This window comes from Rhizobacter sp. P5_A1 (assembly GCF_056400745.1).
Window position 1 is genome coordinate 130,166 of sequence record NZ_JBFUKR010000013.1, and the last position, 24,893, is coordinate 155,058.

A 24,893-nucleotide genomic window follows, 5' to 3' on the forward strand; every position below is an offset into this window, starting at 1 on the left:
TCCCGATGAATCAACCCGCACGCAAGCTCGCGTCCACGATCGCGGCCCTCGCCGCACTGTCGTTCGCGACCCTCGCAGACGCGACCCCGCTCGACAACGGCTTCGCGGCCCAGCCGTTCCTCGACACCGCGCTGTCCGGCACGACATTGGCGGCGCGGCCCGAACTCGCCGGCACGGTGCTGGTCGACACGATCCAGGCCTTCAGCTTCGCCGGGTTGAACATCAGCGGCACGGTGCAGAACCGCGTCGTGCGCGAAACCGGAACCGGCACGCTCGACTTCTACTGGCGCGTTCAGGTCGACGCCGCCTCGACTGGCGGCGGCATCTCGGCATTTCGCCTCGCCGACTTCGGCTACGCGTACCTGACCGACGCCGATTGGCGCATCGATGGTCTGGGCACCGTGGCGCCATTCGTCGGCCGCCTGTTCAACCCGGCGAGCCACCCGGAAGGCGCGATCAACTTCCTGTTCACCGACCCGTCGGTCGGTCCGGGCAACTTCGAGACCGGCGTCGGCGGCTCGCGCTTCTTCTTCCTGCACACCGACGCCACCGACTACGCGATGACGGCGCTGTACGACCTGCTCGGCGGCCCCAACCAAGCCTTGTCGGCGTCGTTCGCGACCTACGCGCCCGCGGCGGCGGTTCCCGAGCCGGCGTCGGTGCTGCTGATGGCGGGGGGCCTGTTGGCGCTGGGTCTGCTGAAGCGCCACCGCCCACGCGCCTGACGCGGCCCCGACGCGCCGGCGGGGCGCGCGCCCCCGCCGCCTACAATCGCGGCCCATGAATTTCATCGATGCGCTGCGCGGCGCCGAAGCGCTGAACGACTCGATGCTCTGCATCGGCCTCGACCCCGACCCGGCCAAGTTCCCGGGGTCGTGGAAAGACGACCCGAGCCGCATCTTCGACTTCTGCGCGACCATCGTCGACTCGACCAAAGACCTGGTGATCGCGTTCAAGCCGCAGATCGCGTACTTCGCGGCGCAGCGCGCCGAGGAACAGCTCGAGCGGCTGATCGCGCACATCCACAAGGTCGCGCCGGCGGTGCCGGTGATCCTCGACGCGAAGCGCGGCGACATCGGCAGCACGGCCGAACAGTACGCCCGCGAGGTGTTCGAGCGCTACCGCGCCGATGCGGTGACCTTGTCGCCGTTCATGGGCTTCGATTCGATCGAGCCTTACCTGGCCTACGACGGCAAGGGCGCGATCCTGCTGTGCCGCACGTCCAACCCCGGCGGCGCCGATCTGCAGGCACAGCGGCTGCCGAGCGGCGACCGGCTGTTCGAGCACATCGCGCGCCTCGCGCACGGCGCGTGGAACCGCAGCGGCCAGCTCGCGCTGGTGGTCGGCGCGACCTTCCCGGCCGAGATCGAGCGCGTGCGCCAGCTCGCGCCGACGCTGCCGCTGCTGATCCCCGGCATCGGCGCGCAGGGCGGCGATGCGTTCGCGACGGTGCGCGCCGGCTGGCGCGGCGACGGCAACGGCCGCACGGTCGCGCCGATCATCGTCAGCTCGTCGCGCGCGGTGCTGTACGCGAGCCGCGGCGAGAACTTCGCCGAGGCGGCGCGCGCCGCCGCGCAGGCGACCCGACTGGCGCTGAACGAGGCGCGCCCGGCGGGCTGAGCCGGCTCCGACGAGCGGCGCGATCGCGGCAACCGCTTGCAATGCCGCCAGTCCCCATGCCGTGCCCGTAACATCGGCCGATCTTCGACGCTTCACGCTGCATGAAGTCTGCCCCGGCCGATGCCAACCTGCCCGAATCCGCGGCGCGGATGATCGGGCGTTTCTACTTCGGCACGACGGCCGCGGCCGGTCTCGCGAGCGCGGCGATCATGGCGGTGCTGCCGCCGGGCCTGCCGGCGCAGCCGCGCCTGGTACTCGTCGGCAGCATCGCGGTGTTCGCGCTGCTGTGCGTGCTGGCGGTTCGCTTCAGCGCGCGGCCGCGCTTCCCGATGAACGCGGCGCTGTGCGCGGCAGCATTGACGGCCATGCTGCTGGCCGGCCTCGTCGGCATCGCGCTCGACGAAGGGCTGCGCAGCCCGCCGCTCGCGTTCTGCGGGCTGATCGTCTGCGTGGTCGGCGCGATCACCGGCGTGCGCTACGGGCTGGCGCTCGGCGCGTTCGCCATCCTCGGGCTGGGCGCGCTCGCGTGGGCAGAGGCCGACGGGCTGATCCGCGGCATGTCCGGGCCGACGCCGCTGAGCCTGGTGCTGCTGTACCAGTGGCTGGTCGTGCTGTGCGGCACCGTCGGCGGCAGCGTGATCGCCCGCGTGCTCGATCACTACCTGCAAGCAGCGGCCGAGCGCGAGCAGCGCTTTCGCGGGCTGCTGCGCGTCGCCGCCGACTGGTATTGGGAGCAGGACCGCAACTTCCGCTTCAGCTACGTCTCGGAGGCGAGTGCCGATGTCTCCGGCAGCGCGCGCGGCGGTTCGGTGCAGCGCGCGCCATGGCAGATCGCCGAGATGGGCTTGACCGACGAGCAGCTCGATGCGCACCGCGCCGACCTCGAAGCGCATCGCCCGTTCAACGGCCTGATCGCGCGGCGCCGCAACCCGGCCGGGGTTTGGCGCACCGTCAGCGTCAGCGGCGAGCCGAAGTTCGATGCCGCCGGCGCGTTCACCGGCTACTGGGGCGTCGCGCGCGACGTGACCGACGAGGTGCTCGCGCAGCGCGCGGTCGCCGCCAGTGAAACGCGCTACCGCGAGCTCTTCACGCGCTCGCCGTCGCCGCTGTTCCTGCACCGGCGCGGGCTGGTGTTCGATGCGAACGAAGCGGCTGCGCGCCTGTTCGGCTTCGCCAACGCCGCGGCGATGAACGGGCTGAACATCCTCACCCTGTTTCCGGCCGGGTCGACGCGCGAGCGCGTCATCGAGCGCCTGGCCGAGCTCGACGCGCTGCCGATCGGCACGGGCCTGCCGGTCACCGACTTCCAGCTCCGCGCGGTCGACGGCCGGCCGCTCAGCGTGCAGGCGACCGCGGTGCGCGTGGACACGAGCAGCGGCCCGGCGAACCTGTCGATCTTCTTCGACATCACCGCGCGCAAGGCGGTCGAGGGCGCGCTGCGGCGCTCGGAAGCGATGCTCTCGCACCTGTTCGCGACCAGCCCCGACTGCATCACGCTGACCGAGATGGCGAGCGGCCGCTACGCGATGGTGAATGCGGCGTTCACGCGCCTGACCGGCTACAGCGCCGACGAGGCGGTCGGCCGCAGCGCGATCGAGCTCGGCCTGTGGCACGACGACCTGCACGACCGCCTGCTCGAGCTGCTCGCGCGCGACGGCAAGGTCGTCGACCTGCCGGCCGAGTTCGTCACGCGATCCGGCGCACGCGTGTCGACCTTGCTCTCGGCCGGCCGCTTCGCGATGGACCAGCGCGACTACCTGGTGCTGAACACGCGCGACGTGACCGAGAGCGAACGCACGCGGCTGCAGCACACCGCGATCCTGCAGCGCGCGTCGATCGGCATCGCGTTCACGCGCGACGGGCGCTTCGTGCTGGCGAACCCGTTCTTCGAGCGCATGTTCGGCTGGGACAGCGGGGCCCTCGTCGACCAGCCCGGCTCGGTCGTCTGGCCGACCGCCGACGACTACCGCGAGATCGGCGAGCTCGCGGGCCCGCTGCTGTCGCACGGACGACCGTTCGAGATCGAGCGCCGCGTGCGCCGCAATGACGGCAGCCGCTTCTGGTGCCGGCTGCTCGCGCAGGTCGTCGACCACGGCAATCCGATCCGCGGCGGCACGATCTGGATCGCCGAGGACGTGACCGAGCGTCGCCGGCTCGACGAAGCGCTGGCCGCGGCGCGCGATGCCGCCGAGACCGCGAGCCGCGCGAAGAGCGCGTTCCTCGCCAACACCAGCCACGAGATCCGCACGCCGCTGAACGGGCTGCTCGGCCTGACGCACCTGGCGATGCAGCAGGACGTCCCCGAGGAGCGCCGCCAGCAGTACCTCGCGCAGATTCTCGACAGCGCGCAGGCGCTGGCCGGCATCATGTCCGACATCCTCGATGTCTCGAAGATCGAGGCCGGCAAGCTCGCGCTCGACGACACGCCGTTCGACCTGCGCGAGGTGCTCGAGGCCGTGCACCACGCGTACGAGTCGCTCGCCGAGGTCAAGGGCCTCGCGCTGCTGCTCGCGATCGACGAGCGCCTGCCCGCCCACGTGCGCGGCGACCCGGTGCGGGTGCGGCAGATCCTGTCGAACTTCATCACCAACGCGCTCAAGTTCACCGAGCGCGGCCACGTGCGGATCGAGGCCACGCGCACCGATGCCGGCGGCCTGCGCCTGGCCGTGTCCGACACCGGCCCCGGCGTGCCGCCCGACACGCAGGAGCGCCTGTTCACGCCGTTCTCGCAGGGCGACTCGTCGACGACCCGGCGCTTCGGCGGCACCGGGCTGGGGCTGTCGATCTGCCGCGATCTGGCGCAGCTGATGGGCGGCAGCGTCGGCGTGCAAAGCACGCCGGGCTACGGCAGCACCTTCTGGGCCGAACTGCCGTTGCCGCGCACGGCACCGGCGCACCGCGCGGCGAGTACCGAAGCGAGCGAGCTCGCCCACCTGCGCGGCGCGCGCGTGCTGATGGCCGAAGACAACCCCGTCAACATGATGATCGCGGTCGCGATGCTCGAGCACTGGGGCGTGCGCGTCGAACAGGCCGCCGACGGCCGCGCCGCAGTCGACGCGGTGCATGCCGCGGCGCGCGACGGCCACCCGTTCGACGCCGTCCTGATGGACGTGCAGATGCCCATCATGGGCGGTCACGAGGCGGCACGCGAACTGCGCCGCCACTACGGCCCGGGAACGCTGCCGATCCTCGCACTGACCGCCGCCGCGCTGGTCTCGGAACGCGACGAGGCGCTCGAGGCGGGCATGGACGACTTCCTGACGAAGCCGATCGACGCGAGCAAACTGCGCCGCACACTCGCCGGGCTGGTGCACCGCGGCGCGTGAGCGCGAGACGTCCTCAGGCCGGCGCCGGGCCGCCGAGGGTTACTCGCGGTAGTACACGATCTGATGGCTGCTCGCGAGGAGCTGCCAGTCGTCGCTCCAGACTTCGGCGCTCTGGTCGAAGTAGCCGTTGCGAAAGTTCAGCGCGCGCGCCGCGCCGAGCACGTGGCGCGCATCCTGCGCCTGCAGCAGCGCGGCGTCGGCGTGGAAGTAGGTCGTCAGCGAGACGGTGCCGATCGGCGCGATCTTGCGCCGGCGCACGAAGATGCGCGGGAAGAAGCTGTCGCACAGCGCCGCGAGCGCGATGAAGTCGAGCGCGCGCGGCGGCTCGTCGCGCACCCAGACCTGGCTCACCGAATCGAGCTGCTGCTGCTCGTCGAACGCGTCGGGCAAGCCGCCGCGCGCGAAGCGCATGTCGTAGCGATGCGTCCACGCCGGTCGCCCGATCAGCGGCGAGCGCGTCAGCGTATCGGCGTGCGGCAGGTTCGCCGGCGGCGCCGCCTCGGGAGCGGACCAGGTCTCGCGGCGCTGCGCAAAGACCGCGGTCGCGCTCGCCGCAACCTCGCCGCCCTGGCTCAGCTCCATCGCCCAGTGCTGGGTCGAGCGGTTCGTGCGCAACGCGCGCGCATGGATCCGGAACTCGCCGTCGGCCAGCGCCGCCGCGAAGTTGACGGTCAGCGCGATCGGCTCGCCGAGGCGCGCGCTGTGGCGCATCGGCGCCTGCAGCAGGCAGGCCGCGACGGCGCCGCCGAACGGGCCGATCATGTTCGCGTACGCGGGGCTTGTGTGACCGCGGAAGCTGCCGTCAGGCAGCGATTCGAGCAGGGTGGCGGTGTCGAAAGGATGCATCACCCCATGGTACGCAACGCCGCTCAACCCTGCAGCGGCAGCGTGCGAAGGCGCTTGCCGGTCAGCGCGAACATCGCGTTCGCGACCGCCGGCGCGATCGGCGGCGTGCCGGGCTCGCCGACGCCGCTCGGCGCCCGCGTGCTCGGCACGAGCCAGGTCTCGATGCGCGGCGCCTCGTTCATCTTCACGACCGGGTGGTTCGGAAAGTTGGTCTGCTGCACGACACTGTCGACGATGTCGACGCGGCCGTAGAGCGCGGCGCTGAGGCCGAAGATCACCGCGCTTTCCATCTGCTGCGCGACGATCATCGGGTTCACGACGATGCCGACATCGGCCGCGCAGACGACGCGCCGAACTCTCGGCCGGCCGTCGTCGATCGACAGCTCGACGACCTCGGCGACGACGCTGCCGAAGCTCTCGTGCAGCGCGACGCCGCGGGCGACGCCGGCCGGCAGCGGCGATCCCCAGCCAGCCTTCTCGGCCGCGAGCCGCAGCACCGCCGCATGACGCGGCGCGTCGTACAGCAGCGCGAGGCGGAACGCGACCGGGTCCTGCCTGGCCTCGGTCGCGAGCTCGTCGATGAAGCCCTCGCTGAAGAACGCGTTGTGCGAATGGCCAACCGAGCGCCAGAAGCCGACCGGCACACCACTGCGCGTCGCGATATGCGCGATGCGCTGGTTCGGCACCGCGTACGGCAGGTCGAACAGCCCTTCGCTGGTGGTCTTGTCGGGCGTGTCGATCGGGCCGGCGAGCGCGGGCAGGCCACGCTCGATCCAGCGCGGCGTGATCGCGTCGCCGGCGCTGGTGATCGACAGGCCGACCGGCAGGCCTCGCGCGTCGAGGCTGGCCTGCATCACCGCGACGCCGGCGGGACGGTAGAAGTCGTGCGGGATGTCTTCTTCGCGCGGCCAGACCAGCTGGACCGGCCGGCCGCCGGTCTCGAGCGCGATGCGCACGGCCTGGCCGACGAAGTCGACATCGAGGCGCCGGCCGAAGCCGCCGCCGAGGTAGGTGACATGCAGCGTGACCGCGTCCTCGGCGACGCCGGCCGCGCGCGCCGCGATCGCGCGCGCGGCGCCGGGCATCTGCGTCGGCGCCCAGACTTCGACCCGGCCCTCGGCGAACCGCGCGGTGCAGTTGATCGGCTCCATCGCCGCGTGCGCGAGGTAGGGCGCGCGGTAGACCTGTTCGATCCGGCGCGCGGCGCCCTTTGCGGCGTCGACGACATCGCCGCGGCTGTGGAACGCGAAGCCGTCGCCGGCGGCCGCCGCTTCGCGCGCGCTGCGTTCGAGCGCCTGGTCGATCGCCGCGCTGTTCAGCACGCCGGCCGGTGGCGCCTGCCACTCGACCCGCAGCGCCTGCGCGCCCTGCTTTGCATGCCAGTAGGTCGTGCCGACCACCGCGAGCGCGGCGGTGGAGCCCGCATAACTGCCAAGGCGCACGACGCGCTCGACGCCGGGCAGCTTCATCGCCGCGTCGGCATCGACCGCGCCGTAGCTGCCGCCCATCGCCGGCGCGTGGCGCACGACCGCATAGAGCTGATCCGGCAGCCGCACGTCGATGCCGAACTGCGCGCTGCCGTCGATCTTGGCCTGCAGGTCGACGCGCTTTGCTGCCGTGCCGATCAGCGTCCAGTCTTTCGGCGACTTCAGCTTCACGTCGCCCGGCGGCGTCGCGGCCGCGGCCTTCGCGAACAGCCCGTAGTGGCCTTGCGGGCCCGACGCGTGGCTGACGACGCCGTTCTTCACGCTCAGTTCGTCGAGCGGCAGCCGCCACTCGAGCGACGCCGCGCCGAGCAACTGTGCGCGCGCGGTCGCTGCGGCGAGGCGCAGCACGTCCCAGGCATCGGCGACGCTCGACGAACCGCCGGTCGCGCTGATGCCGAGCTCGCGCGCGAACTTCGAGACGATCCACTGCCCGGTGCGCACCGTGCGCGTCTCGTGGCCGGGCTCGCTGTCGCTCGGGTGGAACGGCAGACTGCCGACGAACATCGCGACATTGCCGTAGAGCTTGTCGGGGCCGGCCTGCACCAGACGGACCTTCGCGAGCGAGACGTCGAGCTCTTCGGCGACCAGCATCGCCAGCGCGGTGTGCACGCCCTGGCCCATCTCGCTGCGGTTCATCGCGAGGATGACGTGACCGTCGTCGGCGATCTTGATCCAGCCGTTCAGGCCGACCTCGCCGCCGACCACCGGCAAGGTGTCGGCGCGGCCCTGGCGGCTGCGCGGCGGCATCACGCCCCAGCCGACGACGAGCGCGGCGGCCGCGCCGGCGCCGCTCAGGATCAGCGTGCGGCGCTTCATGGGGCCCCCCGGACCGGCGGGTACGCCGGCCCGCCCCCCAAGGGGGTTTCGCCCGCCTTGGGGCGGCCCGGCGCCGGGCTCATGGCGCTACTCCGGGCTTCAGTACAGGCTTGACCGGCCCACCGCCGCGCAGCGCGCTCGCGGCCGTCTTGATCGCTTCGCGGATGCGCGGGTAGGTGCCGCAGCGGCAGATGTTGGTGATGCCCGCGTCGATGTCGGCATCGGTCGGGTTCGGGTTCTTCGCGAGCAACGCGGCCGCGGCCATCAGCATGCCGCTCTGGCAGTAGCCGCACTGCGGCACCTGGTGCGCGATCCACGCGGTCTGCAGCGGATGCGGCTGCGCCGCGCTGCCGAGCGCCTCGATCGTCACGATGCGCTTGCCGGCCACCGCCGAGAGCGGTATCACGCACGCGCGCAGCGCCTGCCCGTCGACCTGCACCGTGCACGCGCCGCAGGCCGCGACGCCGCAGCCGAACTTCGTGCCGGTCAGGTTCAGCACATCGCGCAGCGCCCACAGCAAGGGCATGTCGGGCGCGACCGCGGCGTCGGCGAGCGTGCGGGTCTGGCCGTTGATCGAAAGCTCCACGCCGTCTCCTCTGGTTCCGGAAAGCCCCGCCGCGGGGCGAGCCGATTCTGCGCGCATTTCGCGGACGAATCCGCCGCAGGGCCGCGACGTGGTCCACTTGTATCAGGTCACTCTTTTTCGCTGCGATGAACACTTCCGCCCTCGCCCACCTGCCCGATCCCGGGCCGCCCGAATTGCTCTACCTGCTGTTCCACGGCGTCGGCGCGACGGCCGAGCACATGCTGCCGCTCGCGCGCCGCCTGATCGCCGAATATCCGCAGGCCGCGGTGCTGTGCCTGAACGCGCCCGACCCGTTCGACGCCGTGATCGGCGACGCGCAAGGCTGGCAGTGGTTCTCGATCCGCCGGGTCGACGAGGCCAACCGCCCGGGTCGCGTGGCCGCCGCACTGCCCGCGTTCATCGCGACGGTGCGGGCGCTGCAGCAGCGTTTCGACATCGGTTGGGAGCGCACCGCGCTCGCCGGCTTCTCGCAAGGCGCGGTGATGGCGCTCGAAGCGGTGCAGTCCGAGCCGATGCTCGCCGGCCGCGTGCTCGCGTTCTCGGGCCGCCACGCGAGCGCGCCGACGCACGTGCCGCTCGACACGACCGTGCACCTGTTCCACGGCATGGCCGACACCGTGATCCCGGCCGCCGCCGCGGTCGACTCGGCGCAGACCTTGCTGGCGCTGGGCGGCGACGTGACCGCCGATGTGCTGCCCGGCATCGCGCACGAACTGCATTCGGCGCTGATCGACAAGGCGATCGGTCAGCTGCGCACGTTCCTGCCGAAGAAGGTGTGGCGCCAGGCGATGAGCGAGGCACCGGTGCTGCCGCGCGCGGCGTCCAGCGACGAGCTGGGTGAATGACCGTCGGTCGGCCTAGCTGACTCGCTCGTCGAGCGAGGCGTGCACCGGCGCGCCGCGCGCGATGACGCCCCCTGAGACAACGTCGGCGCGCAGGCCGGCGCGATGGAGCAGCTTCTTGACGACCGTTGCCGCGGCGAGATCGGCGCCGGCCAATGCGGTGCCCAGGCCGAGGCAGGGCTCGCAGAGTTCGACACCGCGCAACCTCACGTCGCCGACCATGAACTCGCGGCCGACGAGGGCGTTCAATCGAACGCCGCGCGTCACCAGGTTTCGGTTCGTGATCGAGAGATCGCGGTCGCGCCCGTGCTCGTGGATGAACGCCTCGATCTCCTCCGCTTCGACCAGCGTGATGTTCTGGCCCGGCTCATCGCGGCGGCCAAAGTAGCGGTCGCCCACGATGCCGGCGCCGGCGACCACCGTGACCGCGTCCTGCTCGACCTGCCGTGCGCCCTGCACCGCGCCGATGTAGATGCGCTCGATCGTCATGAAGCGCTCCGGCGTCAGTCGAGGCTGACCTCGGTTCGCACCACGCCCGCGCGCTCCGCCTGCGCCGTCAACGCCAGCCGTGTGCCCTTCGGCGCCCGCACGACCCACTCGACGACCGCGCGATCGCCGGTCACCTCGCGGTTCGGCAGGAAGGCCTGCAGCGAAGCCTTCGGCGCGTGGCCTTCGAGCTGCGGCCCTTCGATGCGCGGCTTGCCGCTGACCAGCGAAATCTCGGGGTCGCCCGCGGGCAGGTGAATCTCGAACATCACGCCGCGCACAACCTTGCGCGCCAGCGCACGCTTGCTGACATAGGCCGGCAGCCAGCCGCTGTTGCCGACCGCGAAGCGCACGCGCCAGGTATCGGGGCCGAGCGCACGGACTTCGGTGCGCAGCAGCTCGAGCTTCGGCAGGCTCAGCGCGATCTGGTTCATCCAGGCCGGGAAGCGAGCGACCTCGCGCTCGCGCAGGTGCGGCGGCGGGTTGCGCCAGAAGTTCATCTTGTCCCAACCGCCGATCTCGATCGCGCCGAGCTGCGGGTGCATGAACGGCTTCCAGTCGGCGTGGGCCAGGCCGCCGCATTGCTCGTCGCTCCACTTCAAGAGCTTCAGGTCGTCCTCGACCGGGTGGTCGCGGTACCAGTCGATCCACTTGTAGTCGGTGATCCCGGCGGCCTTGTTCGGGCCCCACAGTTCGACGACCCAGAACAGCGCGCCGAGGTGTTCGTAGAGCCAGTCCTGCGTGCCGCCGATGGTCTCTTTCGGGTGGTACTTGAAGTCGTGCCAGATGCTGATCGCCGGGTAACCGGTCAGCTCGGTGCCGAGCGCGCTGAAGCGCTTGATCGACCACAGGTCCTCCGGGATCATGTCGTCGTCGCTCTGCGTGCCCATCGGCCGCAGGATCACGCCGCTGTGCGTGTGATAGCTGATCGCCGCACCGATGTTCGGGTGCGCGAGCACGAAGTCGACCATCGCCTTGACCTCGGGCTCGCTGGCCGGGTAGTCGCCCGCGCCGGGCTGCTCGAATTCCTGGCGCCAGAAGGCCGGGAAGTTGCGGTTCAGATCGAGGCCTTCGGGGTCCTTGTTGACGTTGATCGTCAGCCCGTCGTAGTTGGTCAGCAGGCCCTCGGGCATCAGCCGGAAGTACTCGCCGCCGAACTCGCCGGGCCGGCGCGGCACCATCAGGCGCGGGTCGCGGTCGCACTTCTTGTAGGCGCCGTGCGGGTCGGGGATGCGCATGAAGAGCACCCGGCCGTCGCCGTCGACGTCCTCGGTCGTCAGGCCTTCGACCGGGTCTTCCTCGTACGGGTAGCGCCGCGTGCTCGAGCGGATGTGGCGCGGCCTGTCGCCGAGCGCGAGCTCGGCACCATCGGGGTTCAGGCGCGGGCACAGGTAGATCGTGCGCGTGTCGAGCAGCTGCGTGACCTGGCTGTCGTTGCCGTAGCCGGTGACGAGCTGGTGCAGGTAGTAGAGCACCGCGGTGCTCGCAGTCAACTCGGCGGCATGGATGTTGCCGTCGGCCCAGAACGCGGGCTTGTCGGCGGCCGGTCCGGTCGCGGCGTTCGTGACGGTCGCGACCCAGATGTCGCGCCCCTCGAAGCTGCGGCCGATCGACGCGACCGCGACCAGCTCGGGGTGCGCGTCGGCGTAGTCGAAGAGCAGGCGCGTCAGCGCGCCATGGCGGTAGAAGGTGTCGAAGCGGGGCGTCGGCGTGGCGGGGTTGGTCATGGGGAGCTTGTTTTTCTCTTGTTTGACGAATCTGGCGTCGGACCGCCGCGCTCACTGGCTGCGAAACAGCCCCTGAAAATGGCGCGAGACCGGCAGCTTCTCGCTGCGGCCACGCAGGGTCAGCACCATGTTGTCTTCGTCGATGCGCACGGCGCTTGCGATGTGGCGCTGGTTCACGATCACCGAGCGGTGGATCTGCCAGAAGCGCGCCGGGTCGAGTTGCCCGATCAGCTCCTTCAGCGGCGTGCGGGCCAGCACCTCGCCATCGGTCTCGCCTTCGCGATAGACGACGCGTGTGTAGCGGCCGTCGGACTCGAAGTAGACGACGTCCTCGACCCGCACGAGCCGCACTTCCATGCCGACGCCGGCCTGGATGACATCGAGGGGCGCCGGCTTGCGCACCTGGCCGGCGAGCTGGTTCAGCAGCTGCTGCAGCTCGGCCGGCGCCGGGCCCGGCGACGCGAGCCGGGCCTTCACGCGCGCGACCGTCTTCTCGAGACGCTCGGCATCGACGGGCTTCAGCACATAGTCGACCGCGCCGGCATCGAACGCGGCCAGCGCGTGGTCGCCGTGCGCGGTGACGAACACCAGGTGCGAGCGCGCGCCGATGCGCTGCGCGACCTCGATGCCGGTCAGCCCGGGCATGCGAACGTCGAGAAAGCAGACATCGGGCTCGTGCTCGAGAAACGCGTCCCAGGCATCGACGCCGTTCACGCACTCCTGCACGATCTGCAATTCGGGCCAGGCCGCGCGCAACGCCGCCACCAGTTGCGCGCGCGGCACTTCCTCGTCATCGGCGATCAGGGCGGTTGGCATCGGGGGAAGGAGCGCAGGAAAGAGGCAGGATCTGGCGGAAACCGCAAGCGCGCAGTGTGCCCGATTTCACCCGTACTGCGCCCCCCGAACTCGGGTTGGGTACGCAACAGCAAGCCGCGCCGAACGGCGGTATCAGACAGCCAACGGCGCGCCGTCAACGAACACGCGCAGCTCGCCGGGTGCGAACGCGGTCCAGACCTCGTCCTTCGTCAGCGGCTCGGTGACGATCACCGCAACACGGTCGCTCGCCGACGTGTGCTGGGCAAAGTCGACCGTCACGTCTTCATCCTGCAACGACGCGCGCGCGAACGGATGCTGGCGCACGATGTGGTGCAGCTGCGTCGAGCAATGCGCCCACAGTGCCTGGCCGTTGCTGAGCATGAAGTTGAACGTGCCGTGCGACGCCGGCTGCGGCGCGAGCTCGCGCAATGTGGCCGTCAGCTCGGGCGTGGTCGGCACGCTGGCATGCGCCTTCGCGAGCTCCTGCATCAGCCAGCAGAACGCGTGCTCGCTGTCGGTCTCGCCGACCGGCCGGAACGCGCCATGCAGGCGCGGCGCGAAACCCTTCAGATCGCCGTTGTGCGCGAACACCCAGTAGCGGCCCCACAGCTCGCGCACGAACGGATGCGTGTTCGCCAAGGTCACGCGGCCCTGCGTCGCCTTGCGGATGTGGGCGATGATGCTGCGGCTGTGGATCGGAAAGCGCCGCACCATCTCCGCCACCGGCGACTGGCGCGCGCTTTGCGCGTCGACCAGCAGGCGCACGCCGGCGCCTTCGAAGAAGGCGATGCCGAAGCCGTCCTGGTGTTCCGCCGCGCGGGTCGAGAACCCGGTGAAGCTGAACATCAGGTCGGTCGGCGTGTTGGCATTCATGCCGAGGAGCTGGCACATGGCACTTCCTAGCGTACGCCAGCAGCGGCAAGGCGGTCGGCGGCCGACAATGCCACACACGATCGAATCACACGATGCAGTCTCATCGTCAATTTCACTCCAGAAACACGCGCGCCAGGCCCTTGAGCGAGACCAGGTTGCCGGGGTTGCTGGTCTCGTTCAACACGCCGCTCATGCGGCGCAGCAACCGCGGGCTGCGGTTCGCGCGCCAGATCAGCAGGTCGGTCAGCCACGGGTGGCGGTTCACGGCATTGGCGCGCTGGTACAGGTCGAAGCGGGGCTTCAGCGCGCGCAGGCGCGCCTCGTAGTCGGTGCGCACCGCGGCATCGGCGGCAGGCGCGGCGCCGCCCGCGATCACGGCCTCGGCCGCGTGGATGCCGGTCTCGTAGGCCTTGCCGATGCCTTCGCCGGTGAACGAGTAGGTGCTGCCCGCGGCCTCGCCGACGACCAGCAACCCGGGCCGCGTGTAGCGCGCGCCCTCGAGCGTGCAGCGCAGCGGCGCGCCTTTCATCGGCCCGAGCGCCATGCCGCCCTGCATCAGCTCGCGTGCCGGCGCGTAGACCTTCTGGAAGTCGTCCATCACCTGACGCAGGTTCAGCTCGCGTTTCGCGAGCCGCCCGTTGCGACGCTCGTTGTGGCTGTCGGCGATGCCCACGCCGATGTTGAACACGCCGTCCCGGCACGGGAAGATCCAGCCATAGCCGGGTGTCAGCGCGCGGTGCCAGACGATCTCGAGCGCGCTGATGCGGCCCACCATCGCATCGTTCTTCACATAGCCGCGCAGCGCCACGCCGCTCGGCGTGTGGCGCTGCGACATGCCGGCCGCGAGCAGCGCCTGCGGCACCGCGCCGGTCGCGAGCAGCACCCAGCGCGCACGCAGCTCGCGCGCGGCGGCGCCGTGCTGCAGCCGCGCGCCGACGACGACGCCGTCGGCCTCGATCGTCGCGACGAAACGCAGCGGCGCGAACATGCGCGCGCCCGCGGCCACCGCGGCGCGGCAGACGATCTCGTCGAGCTGCTTGCGCGGCAGCACCGCGAGCTCGCCCGGCACGTCGATGCGCCCGCCGCGCGGTCCGATGCAGCCGACGAGGCCGCTCGGCTGCGCCTGCGCCATCACCTCGTCGAGGACACCGAGCTTGCGCAACGCGTTGTGCGCATCGGGGATCAGGCCGTCGCCGCAGACCTTGTCGCGCGGGAACGCGTGGCTGTCGACCAGCACCACGTCGAGCCCGGCGCGTGCGAGCGTGATCGCCGCGCCGCTGCCGGCCGGGCCGGCGCCGATCACGAGCACGTCGCACGCTGGAGGGAGGGTTTCGATGCCGAGGTTCATGGAGCGCGAAGGAGGCCGAGGGGGTCCGGTGTGGGGGGCTGGATTCTAGGCAGGCCCGACGGCCGCCCGTGGCGGCGCGGCGCCCATCCGCAGCGCGGCGAGCACCGCGCAGCCGGTGATCAGTCCGATCAGCACGAAGGTTTCGTGGAACGCGCGTACCGCATCCGCCGGCAGCGCCTGCAGCCGCCATTCGAGCACGATGCCGACCAGGCTGATGCCGACCGCGCCGCCGAGCTGGCGCATGAAGTTGATCGTGCTCGCGCCCTGCGTGATGAATGCGCCCGGCAGGCCGCGCATCGCGCCGACGTTCAGCGACGGCAGCACGAAGCCCAGGCCGATGCGCCCGATCACCGCCCACGAGACGATCCACCACAGCGAGTTCGCCGGCCCGACCGTGATCATCAGCAGGAACGACGCGGCCAGCAGCGTCAAGCCGAACGCGACGATGCGGCCGAACGGCAGGCGGTCGGTCAGGCGCCCGGCGAACGGGATCGTGAGCGCGAGCACGAAGCCCGCCGGCAACAGCGCCGCGCCGGCCTGGCTCGGCGGCAGGCGCAGCGCGATCTGCATGAACACCGGCACCAGGTAGGTCGAGCCGAACAAGGCCATGCCGTAGATGAACGCAACCACGCCGCCGAGCGCGAAGTTGCGGTGCGCGAACAGGCGCAGCTCCATCAGCGGCCGCGCGCCGCGCCGCTGGTGGAAGACGAAGCCGACCAGCGCGGTCGCGCTGCACGCGAGCAGCGCCCAGCCGGTGCCGCCGGCCGCAGCGTGCAGCTGGACCATGCCGTTCAGCAGCGCCAGCACCGCGACGCCGATCAGCACCAGGCCGACGAGGTCGAGCTTCGCGCCGTCACGGTCTGCCTCGACGCCGCCCGGCGCCGTGATCGGCAGGTAGCGCCGCGCCAGCAGCAGCGCGACCAGGCAGAACGGCGTGACGACGAAGAAGATCGAGCGCCAGCCGAACCACTCGACCAGCACCCCGCCGACGCTCGGCCCGATCGCCGGCGCGAGCACGACGCCGAAGCCGAAGATGCCCATCGCCTTGCCCTGCTCCGAGCGATCGAACGCGTGCATCACGACGATCGCCGGGATCGGCTGCAGCACGCCGGCCGCCAGGCCTTCGGCGACGCGCATCGCGAGCACCAGTTCGAACCACGGGCTCAACCCGCCGATCACGCCGCCGCACAGCAACAGCAGCACGACCCCGATGTACGTGTGGCGGTAGCCGAAGCGCTGCAGCAGCCACGGCGTCGTCAGCATCGACAAGGTCATCGCCGCCATGAAGCCGGCCGACAGCCACTGCGCGCGCTCCTGGCCGAGGCCGAACACGCGGCTCATGTCGGGCACCGCGACGTTGATGATCGTCGACGCCATGATGGCCGCCATCGTGCCGATCATCACCGTCAGCAGCACCCGCCAGCGGTAGTGGGGGCCGAAGCGCTGTTCCAGGCCGGCGCGGGAGTGCGGGTGGGGTTCTTGTTCGGTCATCGGCCTTCTACGGCCGTGCCGCAAGGAGCCGCGTCAGGGCCTCACGCAGAGGTGCGAGGTCGTCGCGCACGATGCTCCACAAGGTGTCGTCGTCGACGCCGAGGTAGCCATGAATCAGCTGATCGCGAAGCGCGACGACCGAACTGCGATCCAGGCCTTGCGCATACCGCGAGACCTTGGCGCAGAAGTCCACCATGTCTTCGACGTAGAACCGCCACTCGAGCGGCAAGGAAGCATCAGACACTGATGGCATCCCGCTCGACGAACGGCCGCAGCTCGGCGCGCAGCGCGGTCTCGGTGACGAGATCGACGGCGCAGCCGAGCAAGTCTTCGAGGTAGAACTGGACGCCGAAATAGCGCGCCGAACTGGCGGGGCCGTCGAAGGCGACAAGAATGTCTGCATCGCTGCCCCCGCGCGCGCTTTCGCGCGCCCGCGACCCGAACAGCGCGAGCCGCACAACGCCGAAGCGGCGCTGCAACTCTGGCTTGTGCCGGGTCAGGAGAGCGAGCGTGTCGGCGCGGTTCACGGCACGAATGATGCCGCAATTGGGCCGAAGACTCACGCTCGCGCCGGCGGCGCGGCGCTCATCGATGCGCCTGGACCGGCTTGTCGGCGCCGCGGTCGAACCTGCCCCGCTCAGCCCGCAGCCTTGACCTTCAGCCGCCACGCGTGCAGCAGCGGCTCGGTGTAGCCGCTCGGTTGCACGAGGCCCTTGAAGACCAGGTCGTGCGCGGCCTGGTACGCGGCCGAGTCCTTGAAGTGCCCGGCCATCGGCCGGTACAGCGGGTCGCCGGCGTTCTGCCTGTCGACGACCTTGGCCATGCGCTTCAGGGTCGCGTTCACGTCCTGCTTGCCGACGACGCCGTGCCGCAGCCAGTTCGCCATGTGCTGGCTGCTGATGCGCAAGGTGGCGCGATCTTCCATCAGGCCGACGTTGTGGATGTCAGGCACCTTCGAGCAGCCCACGCCCTGGTCGATCCAGCGCACGACGTAGCCGAGGATGCCCTGCGCGTTGTTGTCGAGCTCCTGCTGGCGCTCGGCCTGCGACCACTTCGCCTTCTTCACGACCGGCACGGTCAGCAGCCCGTCGAGGATCGCCGGCGCCGCGGCGGCGGCATCGGTCTTCTCGAGCGCGCCCTGCACCGCGAACACGTCGACCTGGTGGTAGTGCAGCGCGTGCAGCGTCGCGGCGGTCGGGCTCGGCACCCAGGCGGTGTTCGCACCGGCCTTCGGGTGGGCGATCTTCTGCTCGAGCATCGCCGCCATCAGGTCGGGCATCGCCCACATGCCCTTGCCGATCTGCGCCTTGCCGCGCAGACCGCAGCTCAGCCCGACGAGCACATTGTTGCGCTCGTAGGCCTGGATCCAGGCGCTGCTCTTCATGTCGCCCTTGCGCAGCATCGCGCCGGCCTGCATCGCGCTGTGCATCTCGTCGCCGGTGCGGTCGAGGAAGCCGGTGTTGATGAACGCGACCCGGTCCGCCGCGGCGGCGATGCAGGCCTTCAGGTTGACGCTGGTGCGGCGCTCCTCGTCCATGATGCCGAGCTTGACGGTCGCCTTCGGCAGCCCGAGCAACTGCTCGACGCGGCCGAACAGCTCGGCCGCGAACGCGACCTCGGCCGGGCCGTGCATTTTCGGCTTGACGATGTAGACCGAGCCCTTGCGCGAGTTGACGATGCCCGCGGCGCCGGAGGCGGCGCCTGCCGCTCCCCGGCCGCGCTTTTGCAGGTCGTGCAGCGCGATCGTCGTCGTGACGACCGCGTCCATGATGCCTTCGGGAATCTCCCGGCGATCGGCGCCCCACAGGATCGCCGGGTTCGTCATCAGGTGGCCGACATTGCGCACGAACAGCAGCGAGCGGCCGTGCAGCCTGACCTCGCCGCCCTTGGGTCCGACGTAGACCCGGTCGGCGTTCAGCCCGCGCGTGAAGGTCTTGCCGCCCTTGCTGACCTGTTCGGTCAGCGTCGCCTTCAGGATGCCGAGCCAGTTGCCGTAGGCCAGCACCTTGTCGTCGGCGTCGACGACCGCGACCGAGTCTTCGAGGTCGAGGATCGTCGACAGCGCCGATTCGAGCACCAGGTCGGAGACGCCGGCCGCATCGCCCGCGCCGATCGGGGTCGTGCGGTCGATGCGCAGGTCGAGGTGCAGGCCGTGGTGCTGCAGCAGCACGCCCGAGGGCGCGGCGGCAGCGCCCTGGTGGCCGACGAACTGCGCGGGTTTCGCCAGGCCGGTCGTCGTGCCGTTCTTCAGCGTGACGCGCAGCGCGCCGTCGACCACCTGGTACCCGGCCGAGTCGAGATGCGATCCCTTCTTGAGCGGTGCGGTGCGGTCGAGCACATGGCGCGCGTAGGCGATGACCTTCGCGCCGCGCACCGGGTTGTAGCCCGAACCCCTCCCTGATCCGGCCCTTTCGGCGCCGTCGGCCTCGGAGATCGCGTCGGTGCCGTACAGCGCGTCGTACAGCGAACCCCAGCGCGCATTCGCGGCGTTCAATGCGTAGCGCGCGTTGGTGATCGGCACGACCAGCTGCGGGCCGGCCTGCAACGCCAGTTCGGCATCGACATTCTTCGTCGTCGCCTTCACGACCGGCGGCACCGGCACGAGGTAGCCGATCTTCTCGAGGAAGGCCTGGTACTTGGCCGGCTTCCTGATCGGCCCCGGATGCTTGCGGTGCCAGGCATCGAGCTCGCGCTGCAGGCGGTCGCGCTCGGCGAGCAGCGCGGCATTCTTCGGCGCGAGCTCGTGCACGATCGCATCGAAGCCTTTCCAGAACGCGGCGGCATCGATGCCGGTGCCGGGCAGGACCTGTTCCTCGACGAAGCGATGCAGCGAGGTGGCGACTTGAAGGCCGTGGACGGGGATGCGTGCGGTCATGTTCGGTGCGTGAGTGAGTTAATCGAAGAACGCGAGCACATCGCGCAGGCTCGTGCCGATGCGCGTGGGGTTCGTGTCGAGCTGTTCGAGCGGCAGGCCGAAGCGGTTGACCCACAGCGTCGTGTAGCCGAACCAGGTCGCGCCGATCGCGTCCCAGCCGTTGCTCGAGACGAACAGGACTTCTTTCGCTTGCAGGTTCAGTGCCTGCGTGCCGAGCGCGTAGGTCGCCGGGTCGGTCTTGAACTTGCGCAGCGCATGCACGCTGAGCACGTGCGCGAGCAGGCCCGAGAAGCCGGCGCTCTTGACCGCGACGCCGAGCATCTCGGGGTCACCGTTCGACAGGATGCCGGCCGGCACGCCGCGCGCCTTCAGCTCGGCCAGCACCTCGCGGTTCTCGGGGAAGCTGCTCAGGTGCCGGTACTGGTTCATCAACCGGTCTTCGCTGACCGCGTCGAGCGTCAGACCCAGGCGCTGCGCTGCGAAACGCAGCCCGGCGCGGGTCAGCTCCCAGAACGGCTTGTAATGGCCGCTCATCGAGGTCAGCCGGGTGTAGTCGATCTGCTTGTCGCGCCACAGTACCGACAGACGCTCGCCAAAGCCGGGGAACAGCTGCTCGGCCAGCAGCGCAACGCTGTAGACGTCGAACAGCGTGCCGTAGGCGTCGAACAGCACCGCGCGCGGCGGAGTGGCGGTGGGCGGCTTGTCCATCTCGACAATCTATTCGATAAGCCGATCGGCATTAAGTACGATCCAATCCTTGGATTGATGACCTAAATGCACTGAATTGAGTTGAACGATGGACAAGCTGAAGCAGCTCGAATCCTTCGCGTCGGTCGCGATCCGCGGCAGCCTGACCGCCGCGGCGGCGGCCGAGGGCGTCGCGCCGGCGGTGATCGGCCGCCGCATCGATGCGCTCGAGCGGCGCCTGGGCGTCAAGCTGCTGGTGCGCACGACACGCCGCATCACACTGACCCACGAGGGCAGCGCGTTCCTCGAGGACTGCCAGCGCCTGCTCGCCGACTGGGCCAACGCCGAGGCCAGCGTCAGCGCCGGCGGCGTGAAGGCGAGCGGCCACCTGCGCATCACCTCGCCGGCCGGCTTCGGGCGCCGCCATGTCGCGCCGCTGGTGCCGCGCTTCCTGGCGCTGCACCCGGAGGTCAGCCTGTCGCTGAACCTCTCGGACCGCGTCGTCGACATCGTCAACGAGAGCTTCGACTGCGCGGTGCGCGTCGGCGACCTGCCCGACAGCAGCCTGGTCAGCGTGCGGCTGGCCGACAACCGGCGCCTGTGCGTCGCGACGCCGGCCTACCTGAAGCGCGCCGGCACGCCGGCCCACCCGGGCGAGCTCGCGCGCCACGAGTGCCTCGCGCTGTCGAGCGACGCGAGCCAGACGCGCGGCTGGGCCTTCGTCGTCGATGGCGAGGTGATCCACCTGCGGCCCGGGGGCCGCCTGGACTGCACCGACGGCCAGGTGCTGCACGCCTGGTGCTCCGCCGGGCTCGGGCTGGCATGGCGCTCGACCTGGGAGGTCGAGCACGAGATCGCGGCCGGCGAGCTCGTCAGCGTGCTCGACGCGTTCGCGGCGCCGCCGAACGGCATCTACGCGGTGTTCCCGCACGCGAAGCACCTCGCGCTGCGGGTGCGGCTGTGGATCGATTTTCTGAAGCACAGCTACGGCGACGCGGGCTACTGGAAGCGCGCGCCGCAGAAATGACAAGACCCGCACGCGGCGGGCCTTGTCGGGGACAGCGGCCGTCACCGGCCGCATCAGCCCTATTTGCTCAGGCATTCCTTCATGAAGGCCTTGCGTGCGTCGCCCTTGGTCTCCTTGGCCTTCGGATCGGCGTTGCAGGCCTTCATCTTTTCCTGCTGCGCCATCTTCTTGTTCGACAGGCAGCTCTTCATGAAGGCCTTGCGCTCGTCGCCTTTCTTGTCGGCGGCGTCCTTGTTGCACTCGGCCATCTTGGTCTGCTGCTTGCCCATCGGCGCGCTCGCGGCGTCGGCGGCGAAGGCAGACGGCGAGAGACAGGCGACGGACAGGGCAAGCGCGGTCATCAGGTGTTTCATCGGAGCTCCTCGGAAGGTTGCACAGGGGTAGGCTGGATGCCGGCGAGCATTGAAGCACGCGACCGATAGGCCAGCAAGCGCACAACGCGCCGCGCTGTCTCGCGGCCGACACGGCCGCGCGCCGCATTTCATGCGAACGCCTTACAAGATGCGCCGCGGGTGCGCGAGAGCCTCGTGCGCGACATGCAGCCGGCGCACGAGCACGCGGATGAAAGCCTCGTCGAACAGATGCTTGCAGCCCGGGCTGACCTGCACCAGCGTCTCGGGCGTGAACGAGATCGTCGTCGCCGGTTCGGTGACGATCACGTCGGTGCTGTGGCGCTTCAGCTCGGGGTTGGGCGCGAGGTAGGCCATCTCGCCGATCGACGTGCCGGCGCCGAGCTGCGCGACCTTCTTGCCGTCGCGGAACACCTCGACCTCGCCTTGCGCGAGGATGTGGAAGCTGTTGCCCTCCTCGCCCTTGCGGTACAGCGCGTGGCCGAAGTGAAAGCGCTGCCACTTCGCGCGGTGCACGACCTCCCAGAGCTCGACGTCGCCGAAGCCCCCGAAGAAGTCGAGCGAGCGCAGCAGGTTGAAACGCTCGGAGTCGAGCACGCCCTGCAACTGGCCGCGCGGCACCTGCTGGTTCGTGATCAGTGCCGACAGCGCCTGCGCGAACTCCTCCCAGTTGGCGTAGCGCTCGCCCGCCTGCTTGGCCAGCGCGCGCTGGATCATCGCGTTCAGCCCGGCACTGACGCCATCGCGCAGCGCCCCCAGCGGCGCCGGCTGCACGTGGTAGATCTGGTGCATCATCGCCGACTGCACCTGCGCTTCGAACGGCGGCCGCCCGGCGATCAGGTGGTACAGCACGGCGCCGAGCGAGTACATGTCGGCGCGGCAGTCGAGCGTGCCGCCGTCGAGTTGTTCCGGCGACATGTACGCGAGCGAACCGACGCGGTAGATCTGCGTGGTGTCGGCCGACAGGTTCAGCACGCTGCCGAAGTCGCTGATCTTCACATCGGTGATCGAGCCGTTGGTCAGCACCGCGAGCAGGTTCGCCGGCTTCACGTCGCGGTGGATCAGGCCCTGGCGGTACACGTAGCCCAGCGCCATCGCGCATTTGAAGCCGATTTCGACAATCAGCTCGAGCGCGAGCAATTGGTCGGCGCGGCAGTACGGGCGCAGCGTGCTGCCGGCAACGTACTCCATCACCAGGTACGGCGCGACCGGGTCGGCCACGGCGTCGAAGATCTGCGCGACGTTCGGGTGGTTCAGGCGCCCGACCAGCGCGGCCTCGGCGGCAAAGAAGCGCTCGGAGTAGCGGCCGTCCATCGCGTCGCCGTTGACGTTCGGGCGCACGCGTTTGATCGCGACATCGATGCCCTTGAAATCGTCGTGGCACAGGAAGACCTCGGCGGTCGCGCCTTCGCCCAGGCGCTTGAGCACCCGGTACTTGCCGACGTGGCTGGGCAGCGGCGACGCCTCGGTGAGCGTCGGCGCGACAAGGGGCGTCGGGGCGGTGTGCATGGAGGGTGGGCGTGGAAGGCGCATCTTCGCACCGGCGGCGTTCGCGCGTCGGCTCGAACAGCGCGACAAACAGCAACTATTCCCGCTCGCCTGCAAGGGCTCCGGCGACGGCCGACGCGCGGCTTGCCCGCGAGGCGCACCCGTAGAATCGATGCATGATCCAAGCCAAACAGGACCTCGTCGAAGCGCTGGCCGCTGCCGTCGCCGAGGTCGCGCCGCAGGCGACGCTCGCGCCGGCGTTCGAGTCCCCGAAACAGGCCGCGCATGGCGACCTCGCCTGCACCGCCGCGATGCCGCTCGCCAAGGCGCTGAAGAAGAATCCGCGTGAAGTCGCCGCCGCTCTGGTCGATGCGCTGAGGCGCCAGCCGGCCGTCGAGCGCTGGGTCGACGCGCTCGAGATCGCCGGCCCCGGTTTCATCAACCTGCGCCTGAAAGCCGGCGCGAAGCAGGCGATCGTCGGCGAGATCCTGGCCGCCGGCGACGCCTTCGGGCGCCAGCCGGCGCGGCCCGACCAGGTGCTGGTCGAATTCGTCTCGGCCAACCCGACCGGTCCGCTGCACCTCGGCCACGCGCGCCAGGCGGCGCTCGGCGACGCGATCTGCAACCTGTTCGAGACGCAGGGCTGGCGTGTCAGCCGCGAGTTCTACTACAACGATGCCGGCGTGCAGATCGCGACGCTCGCGGCCTCGGTGCAGGCGCGCCTGCGCGGCCTCAAGCCGGGCGATGCGCAGTGGCCCGACGCGGCCTACAACGGCGAGTACATCGCCGACATCGCCGCCGACTTCCTCGCGAAGAAAACCGTGAAGGCCGACGACCGCGAGTTCAGCGCGTCGGGCGACGTGAACGATCTCGACTCGATCCGCCAGTTCGCCGTCGCCTACCTGCGCCACGAGCAAGACCTCGACCTGCGGGCCTTCGGCGTGCGCTTCGACCACTACTTTCTCGAGTCGAGCCTGTATTCGAGCGGCCGCGTCGACGCGACCGTCAAGCGCCTGATCGAATCCGGCAAGACCTTCGAGGAGGGTGGCGCGCTGTGGCTGCGCACGACCGACTACGGCGACGACAAGGACCGCGTGATGCGCAAGTCGGACGGCGGATTCACGTACTTCGTCCCCGACGTCGCCTACCACGTCAACAAGTACGAGCGCGGCTTCACGAAGGCGATCAACATCCAGGGCGGCGACCACCACGGCACGGTCGCGCGGGTGCGCGCCGGCGTGCAGGCGGCCGGCACGGGCGTTCCGACCGGCTACCCCGAGTACGTGCTGCACAAGATGGTCACCGTGATGAAGGGCGGACAGGAGGTCAAGATCTCGAAGCGCGCCGGCAGCTACGTGACCTTGCGCGACCTGATCGACTGGACCAGCCGCGATGCGGTGCGCTTCTTCCTGCTGAGCCGCAAGGCCGACAGCGAGTTCACGTTCGACGTCGACCTCGCGCTGAAGCAGAACGACGAGAACCCGGTGTTCTACGTGCAGTACGCACACGCGCGGATCTGCTCGGTGATCCGCAACTTCGTCGACAAGGGCGGCCGGCTCGACAGCCCCGCCGACCTGTCCTTGCTGACCGCGCCGACCGAGGCCGCGCTGATGCTCAGGCTCGCCGAGTTCCCGGCGATGCTCGCGAACGCATCGACGGGCCTGGCGCCGCACGACCTGACCTTCTACCTGCGCGATGTCGCCGGCACGTTCCACAGCTACTACGCGGCCGAGCGCGTGCTCGGCGGCGACGCCGCGCTGACACGCGCGCGCATCGCGTTGCTGGTCGCGTGCGCCCAGGTCATCCGCAACGCGCTCGCGGTGCTCGGCGTCAGCGCGCCCGAGCGCATGGAGCGCGAGCTCCCCGAATCCAAGGACACGCCGGAAGCGTCATGAACGACAAGCAGAGATCCCAACGTGGCGGCTTCGCCGTCGGCCTGATCATCGGGTTGCTGATCGGCCTCGCGCTCGCGCTCGGCGTCGCGCTGTACGTGACCAAGGTGCCGATCCCGTTCGTCAACAAGGTGCCGCAGCGCACCGCCGACCAGGACGCGGCCGAGACCCAGAGGAACAAGAACTGGGACCCGAACAGCCCGCTGTACGGCAAGAACCCGGTGAAGCCGAGCGGCGCCGCGAGCGGCATCGTCGCGCCGCCGCCCACGGTCGCGGCGCCGCAGCCGGCGCCCGGCGGCCTTCCGGCGCC

General features: G+C 70.3%; 21 protein-coding genes and 1 pseudogene. 7 read left to right on the forward strand and 15 right to left on the reverse strand.

The window, feature by feature from the left end; all coding sequences use genetic code 11:
• Positions 1-5 precede the first annotated feature (5 nt).
• The 3 genes from AC1DTW_RS16040 (at position 6) to AC1DTW_RS16050 (ending at position 4,946) form a co-directional block, all read left to right on the forward strand.
• A complete protein-coding gene (locus AC1DTW_RS16040; RefSeq protein ID WP_477982241.1) occupies positions 6-725 on the forward strand; it encodes a PEP-CTERM sorting domain-containing protein in 720 nt (239 codons plus the stop codon).
• A gap of 55 nt (positions 726-780) precedes the next feature.
• A complete protein-coding gene (gene pyrF / locus AC1DTW_RS16045; protein WP_477982242.1) occupies positions 781-1,620 on the forward strand; it encodes an orotidine-5'-phosphate decarboxylase in 840 nt (279 codons plus the stop codon).
• A 101-nt stretch (positions 1,621-1,721) separates the two neighbouring features.
• Positions 1,722-4,946, forward strand: coding sequence for a PAS domain-containing hybrid sensor histidine kinase/response regulator (locus AC1DTW_RS16050; protein ID WP_477982243.1), 3,225 nt, complete (start codon positions 1,722-1,724; stop codon positions 4,944-4,946).
• 39 nt (positions 4,947-4,985) lie between these two features.
• Here AC1DTW_RS16050 and AC1DTW_RS16055 read toward each other — a convergent pair whose 3' ends face one another.
• From AC1DTW_RS16055 to AC1DTW_RS16065, 3 genes are all read right to left on the reverse strand, one after another.
• Entirely contained in the window at positions 4,986-5,792 is an 807-nt protein-coding gene (locus AC1DTW_RS16055) for an acyl-CoA thioesterase (RefSeq protein WP_477982244.1), read from the reverse strand.
• 23 nt (positions 5,793-5,815) lie between these two features.
• On the reverse strand, positions 5,816-8,095 hold the full coding sequence (locus tag AC1DTW_RS16060) for a xanthine dehydrogenase family protein molybdopterin-binding subunit (RefSeq protein WP_477982245.1): 2,280 nt from the start codon (positions 8,093-8,095) through the stop codon (positions 5,816-5,818).
• A 79-nt stretch (positions 8,096-8,174) separates the two neighbouring features.
• Complete coding sequence (locus AC1DTW_RS16065; RefSeq protein ID WP_477982246.1) at positions 8,175-8,681, reverse strand: (2Fe-2S)-binding protein; 507 nt, start codon at positions 8,679-8,681, stop codon at positions 8,175-8,177.
• 125 nt (positions 8,682-8,806) lie between these two features.
• On the opposite strand from AC1DTW_RS16065, the gene ypfH reads away from it, so the two are divergent.
• A complete protein-coding gene (gene ypfH, locus AC1DTW_RS16070; protein ID WP_477982247.1) occupies positions 8,807-9,526 on the forward strand; it encodes an esterase in 720 nt (239 codons plus the stop codon).
• Between the two features lie 12 nt (positions 9,527-9,538).
• Here ypfH and AC1DTW_RS16075 read toward each other — a convergent pair whose 3' ends face one another.
• The 10 genes from AC1DTW_RS16075 to AC1DTW_RS16120 form a co-directional block, all read right to left on the reverse strand.
• Positions 9,539-10,012 (reverse strand): MOSC domain-containing protein, encoded by a 474-nt coding sequence (locus AC1DTW_RS16075; protein ID WP_477982248.1) that lies wholly within the window; start codon positions 10,010-10,012, stop codon positions 9,539-9,541.
• Between the two features lie 14 nt (positions 10,013-10,026).
• Complete coding sequence (locus AC1DTW_RS16080) at positions 10,027-11,736, reverse strand: M14 family metallopeptidase (protein ID WP_477982249.1); 1,710 nt, start codon at positions 11,734-11,736, stop codon at positions 10,027-10,029.
• A gap of 51 nt (positions 11,737-11,787) precedes the next feature.
• Positions 11,788-12,552 carry a LytR/AlgR family response regulator transcription factor gene (locus AC1DTW_RS16085; protein WP_477982250.1) on the reverse strand — a complete coding sequence of 255 codons (765 nt, stop codon included), beginning with the start codon at positions 12,550-12,552 and terminating at the stop codon, positions 11,788-11,790.
• 132 nt (positions 12,553-12,684) lie between these two features.
• Positions 12,685-13,443, reverse strand: a complete 759-nt coding sequence (locus AC1DTW_RS16090; protein ID WP_477982251.1) for a class II glutamine amidotransferase — start codon at positions 13,441-13,443, stop codon at positions 12,685-12,687.
• 94 nt (positions 13,444-13,537) lie between these two features.
• Positions 13,538-14,773 carry an NAD(P)/FAD-dependent oxidoreductase gene (locus AC1DTW_RS16095; RefSeq protein ID WP_477982252.1) on the reverse strand — a complete coding sequence of 412 codons (1,236 nt, stop codon included), beginning with the start codon at positions 14,771-14,773 and terminating at the stop codon, positions 13,538-13,540.
• Positions 14,774-14,818: 45 nt separating this feature from the next.
• Positions 14,819-16,264: a DHA2 family efflux MFS transporter permease subunit gene (locus tag AC1DTW_RS16100; RefSeq protein WP_477982253.1), complete on the reverse strand. Its 1,446-nt coding sequence runs from the start codon at positions 16,262-16,264 to the stop codon at positions 14,819-14,821.
• Positions 16,265-16,271: 7 nt separating this feature from the next.
• Positions 16,272-16,508: a HepT-like ribonuclease domain-containing protein gene (locus tag AC1DTW_RS16105; protein WP_477982254.1), complete on the reverse strand. Its 237-nt coding sequence runs from the start codon at positions 16,506-16,508 to the stop codon at positions 16,272-16,274.
• Entirely contained in the window at positions 16,501-16,791 is a 291-nt protein-coding gene (locus tag AC1DTW_RS16110; protein ID WP_477982255.1) for a nucleotidyltransferase family protein, read from the reverse strand. Before AC1DTW_RS16110 ends, AC1DTW_RS16105 begins: the two co-directional genes overlap by 8 nt.
• 110 nt (positions 16,792-16,901) lie before the next feature.
• Complete coding sequence (locus tag AC1DTW_RS16115; protein WP_477982256.1) at positions 16,902-19,139, reverse strand: malate synthase G; 2,238 nt, start codon at positions 19,137-19,139, stop codon at positions 16,902-16,904.
• An 18-nt stretch (positions 19,140-19,157) separates the two neighbouring features.
• A complete protein-coding gene (locus AC1DTW_RS16120) occupies positions 19,158-19,847 on the reverse strand; it encodes a haloacid dehalogenase type II (RefSeq protein WP_477982257.1) in 690 nt (229 codons plus the stop codon).
• A gap of 88 nt (positions 19,848-19,935) precedes the next feature.
• Between AC1DTW_RS16120 and AC1DTW_RS16125 the strand changes: the two genes are divergently transcribed.
• Positions 19,936-20,853, forward strand: a complete 918-nt coding sequence (locus tag AC1DTW_RS16125) for a LysR family transcriptional regulator (RefSeq protein WP_477982258.1) — start codon at positions 19,936-19,938, stop codon at positions 20,851-20,853.
• A 59-nt stretch (positions 20,854-20,912) separates the two neighbouring features.
• Here AC1DTW_RS16125 and AC1DTW_RS16130 read toward each other — a convergent pair whose 3' ends face one another.
• On the reverse strand, positions 20,913-21,206 hold the full coding sequence (locus tag AC1DTW_RS16130) for a PsiF family protein (protein ID WP_477982259.1): 294 nt from the start codon (positions 21,204-21,206) through the stop codon (positions 20,913-20,915).
• Positions 21,207-21,347: 141 nt separating this feature from the next.
• Complete coding sequence (locus AC1DTW_RS16135) at positions 21,348-22,712, reverse strand: serine/threonine-protein kinase (RefSeq protein ID WP_477982260.1); 1,365 nt, start codon at positions 22,710-22,712, stop codon at positions 21,348-21,350.
• Positions 22,713-22,867: 155 nt separating this feature from the next.
• On the opposite strand from AC1DTW_RS16135, the gene argS reads away from it, so the two are divergent.
• Both argS and AC1DTW_RS16145 read left to right on the forward strand, forming a co-directional pair.
• Complete coding sequence (gene argS / locus AC1DTW_RS16140) at positions 22,868-24,586, forward strand: arginine--tRNA ligase (RefSeq protein WP_477982261.1); 1,719 nt, start codon at positions 22,868-22,870, stop codon at positions 24,584-24,586.
• Positions 24,583-24,893: pseudogene (locus AC1DTW_RS16145) on the forward strand (SPOR domain-containing protein); the annotation flags it as partial. The gene argS and the pseudogene AC1DTW_RS16145, both read left to right, overlap by 4 nt.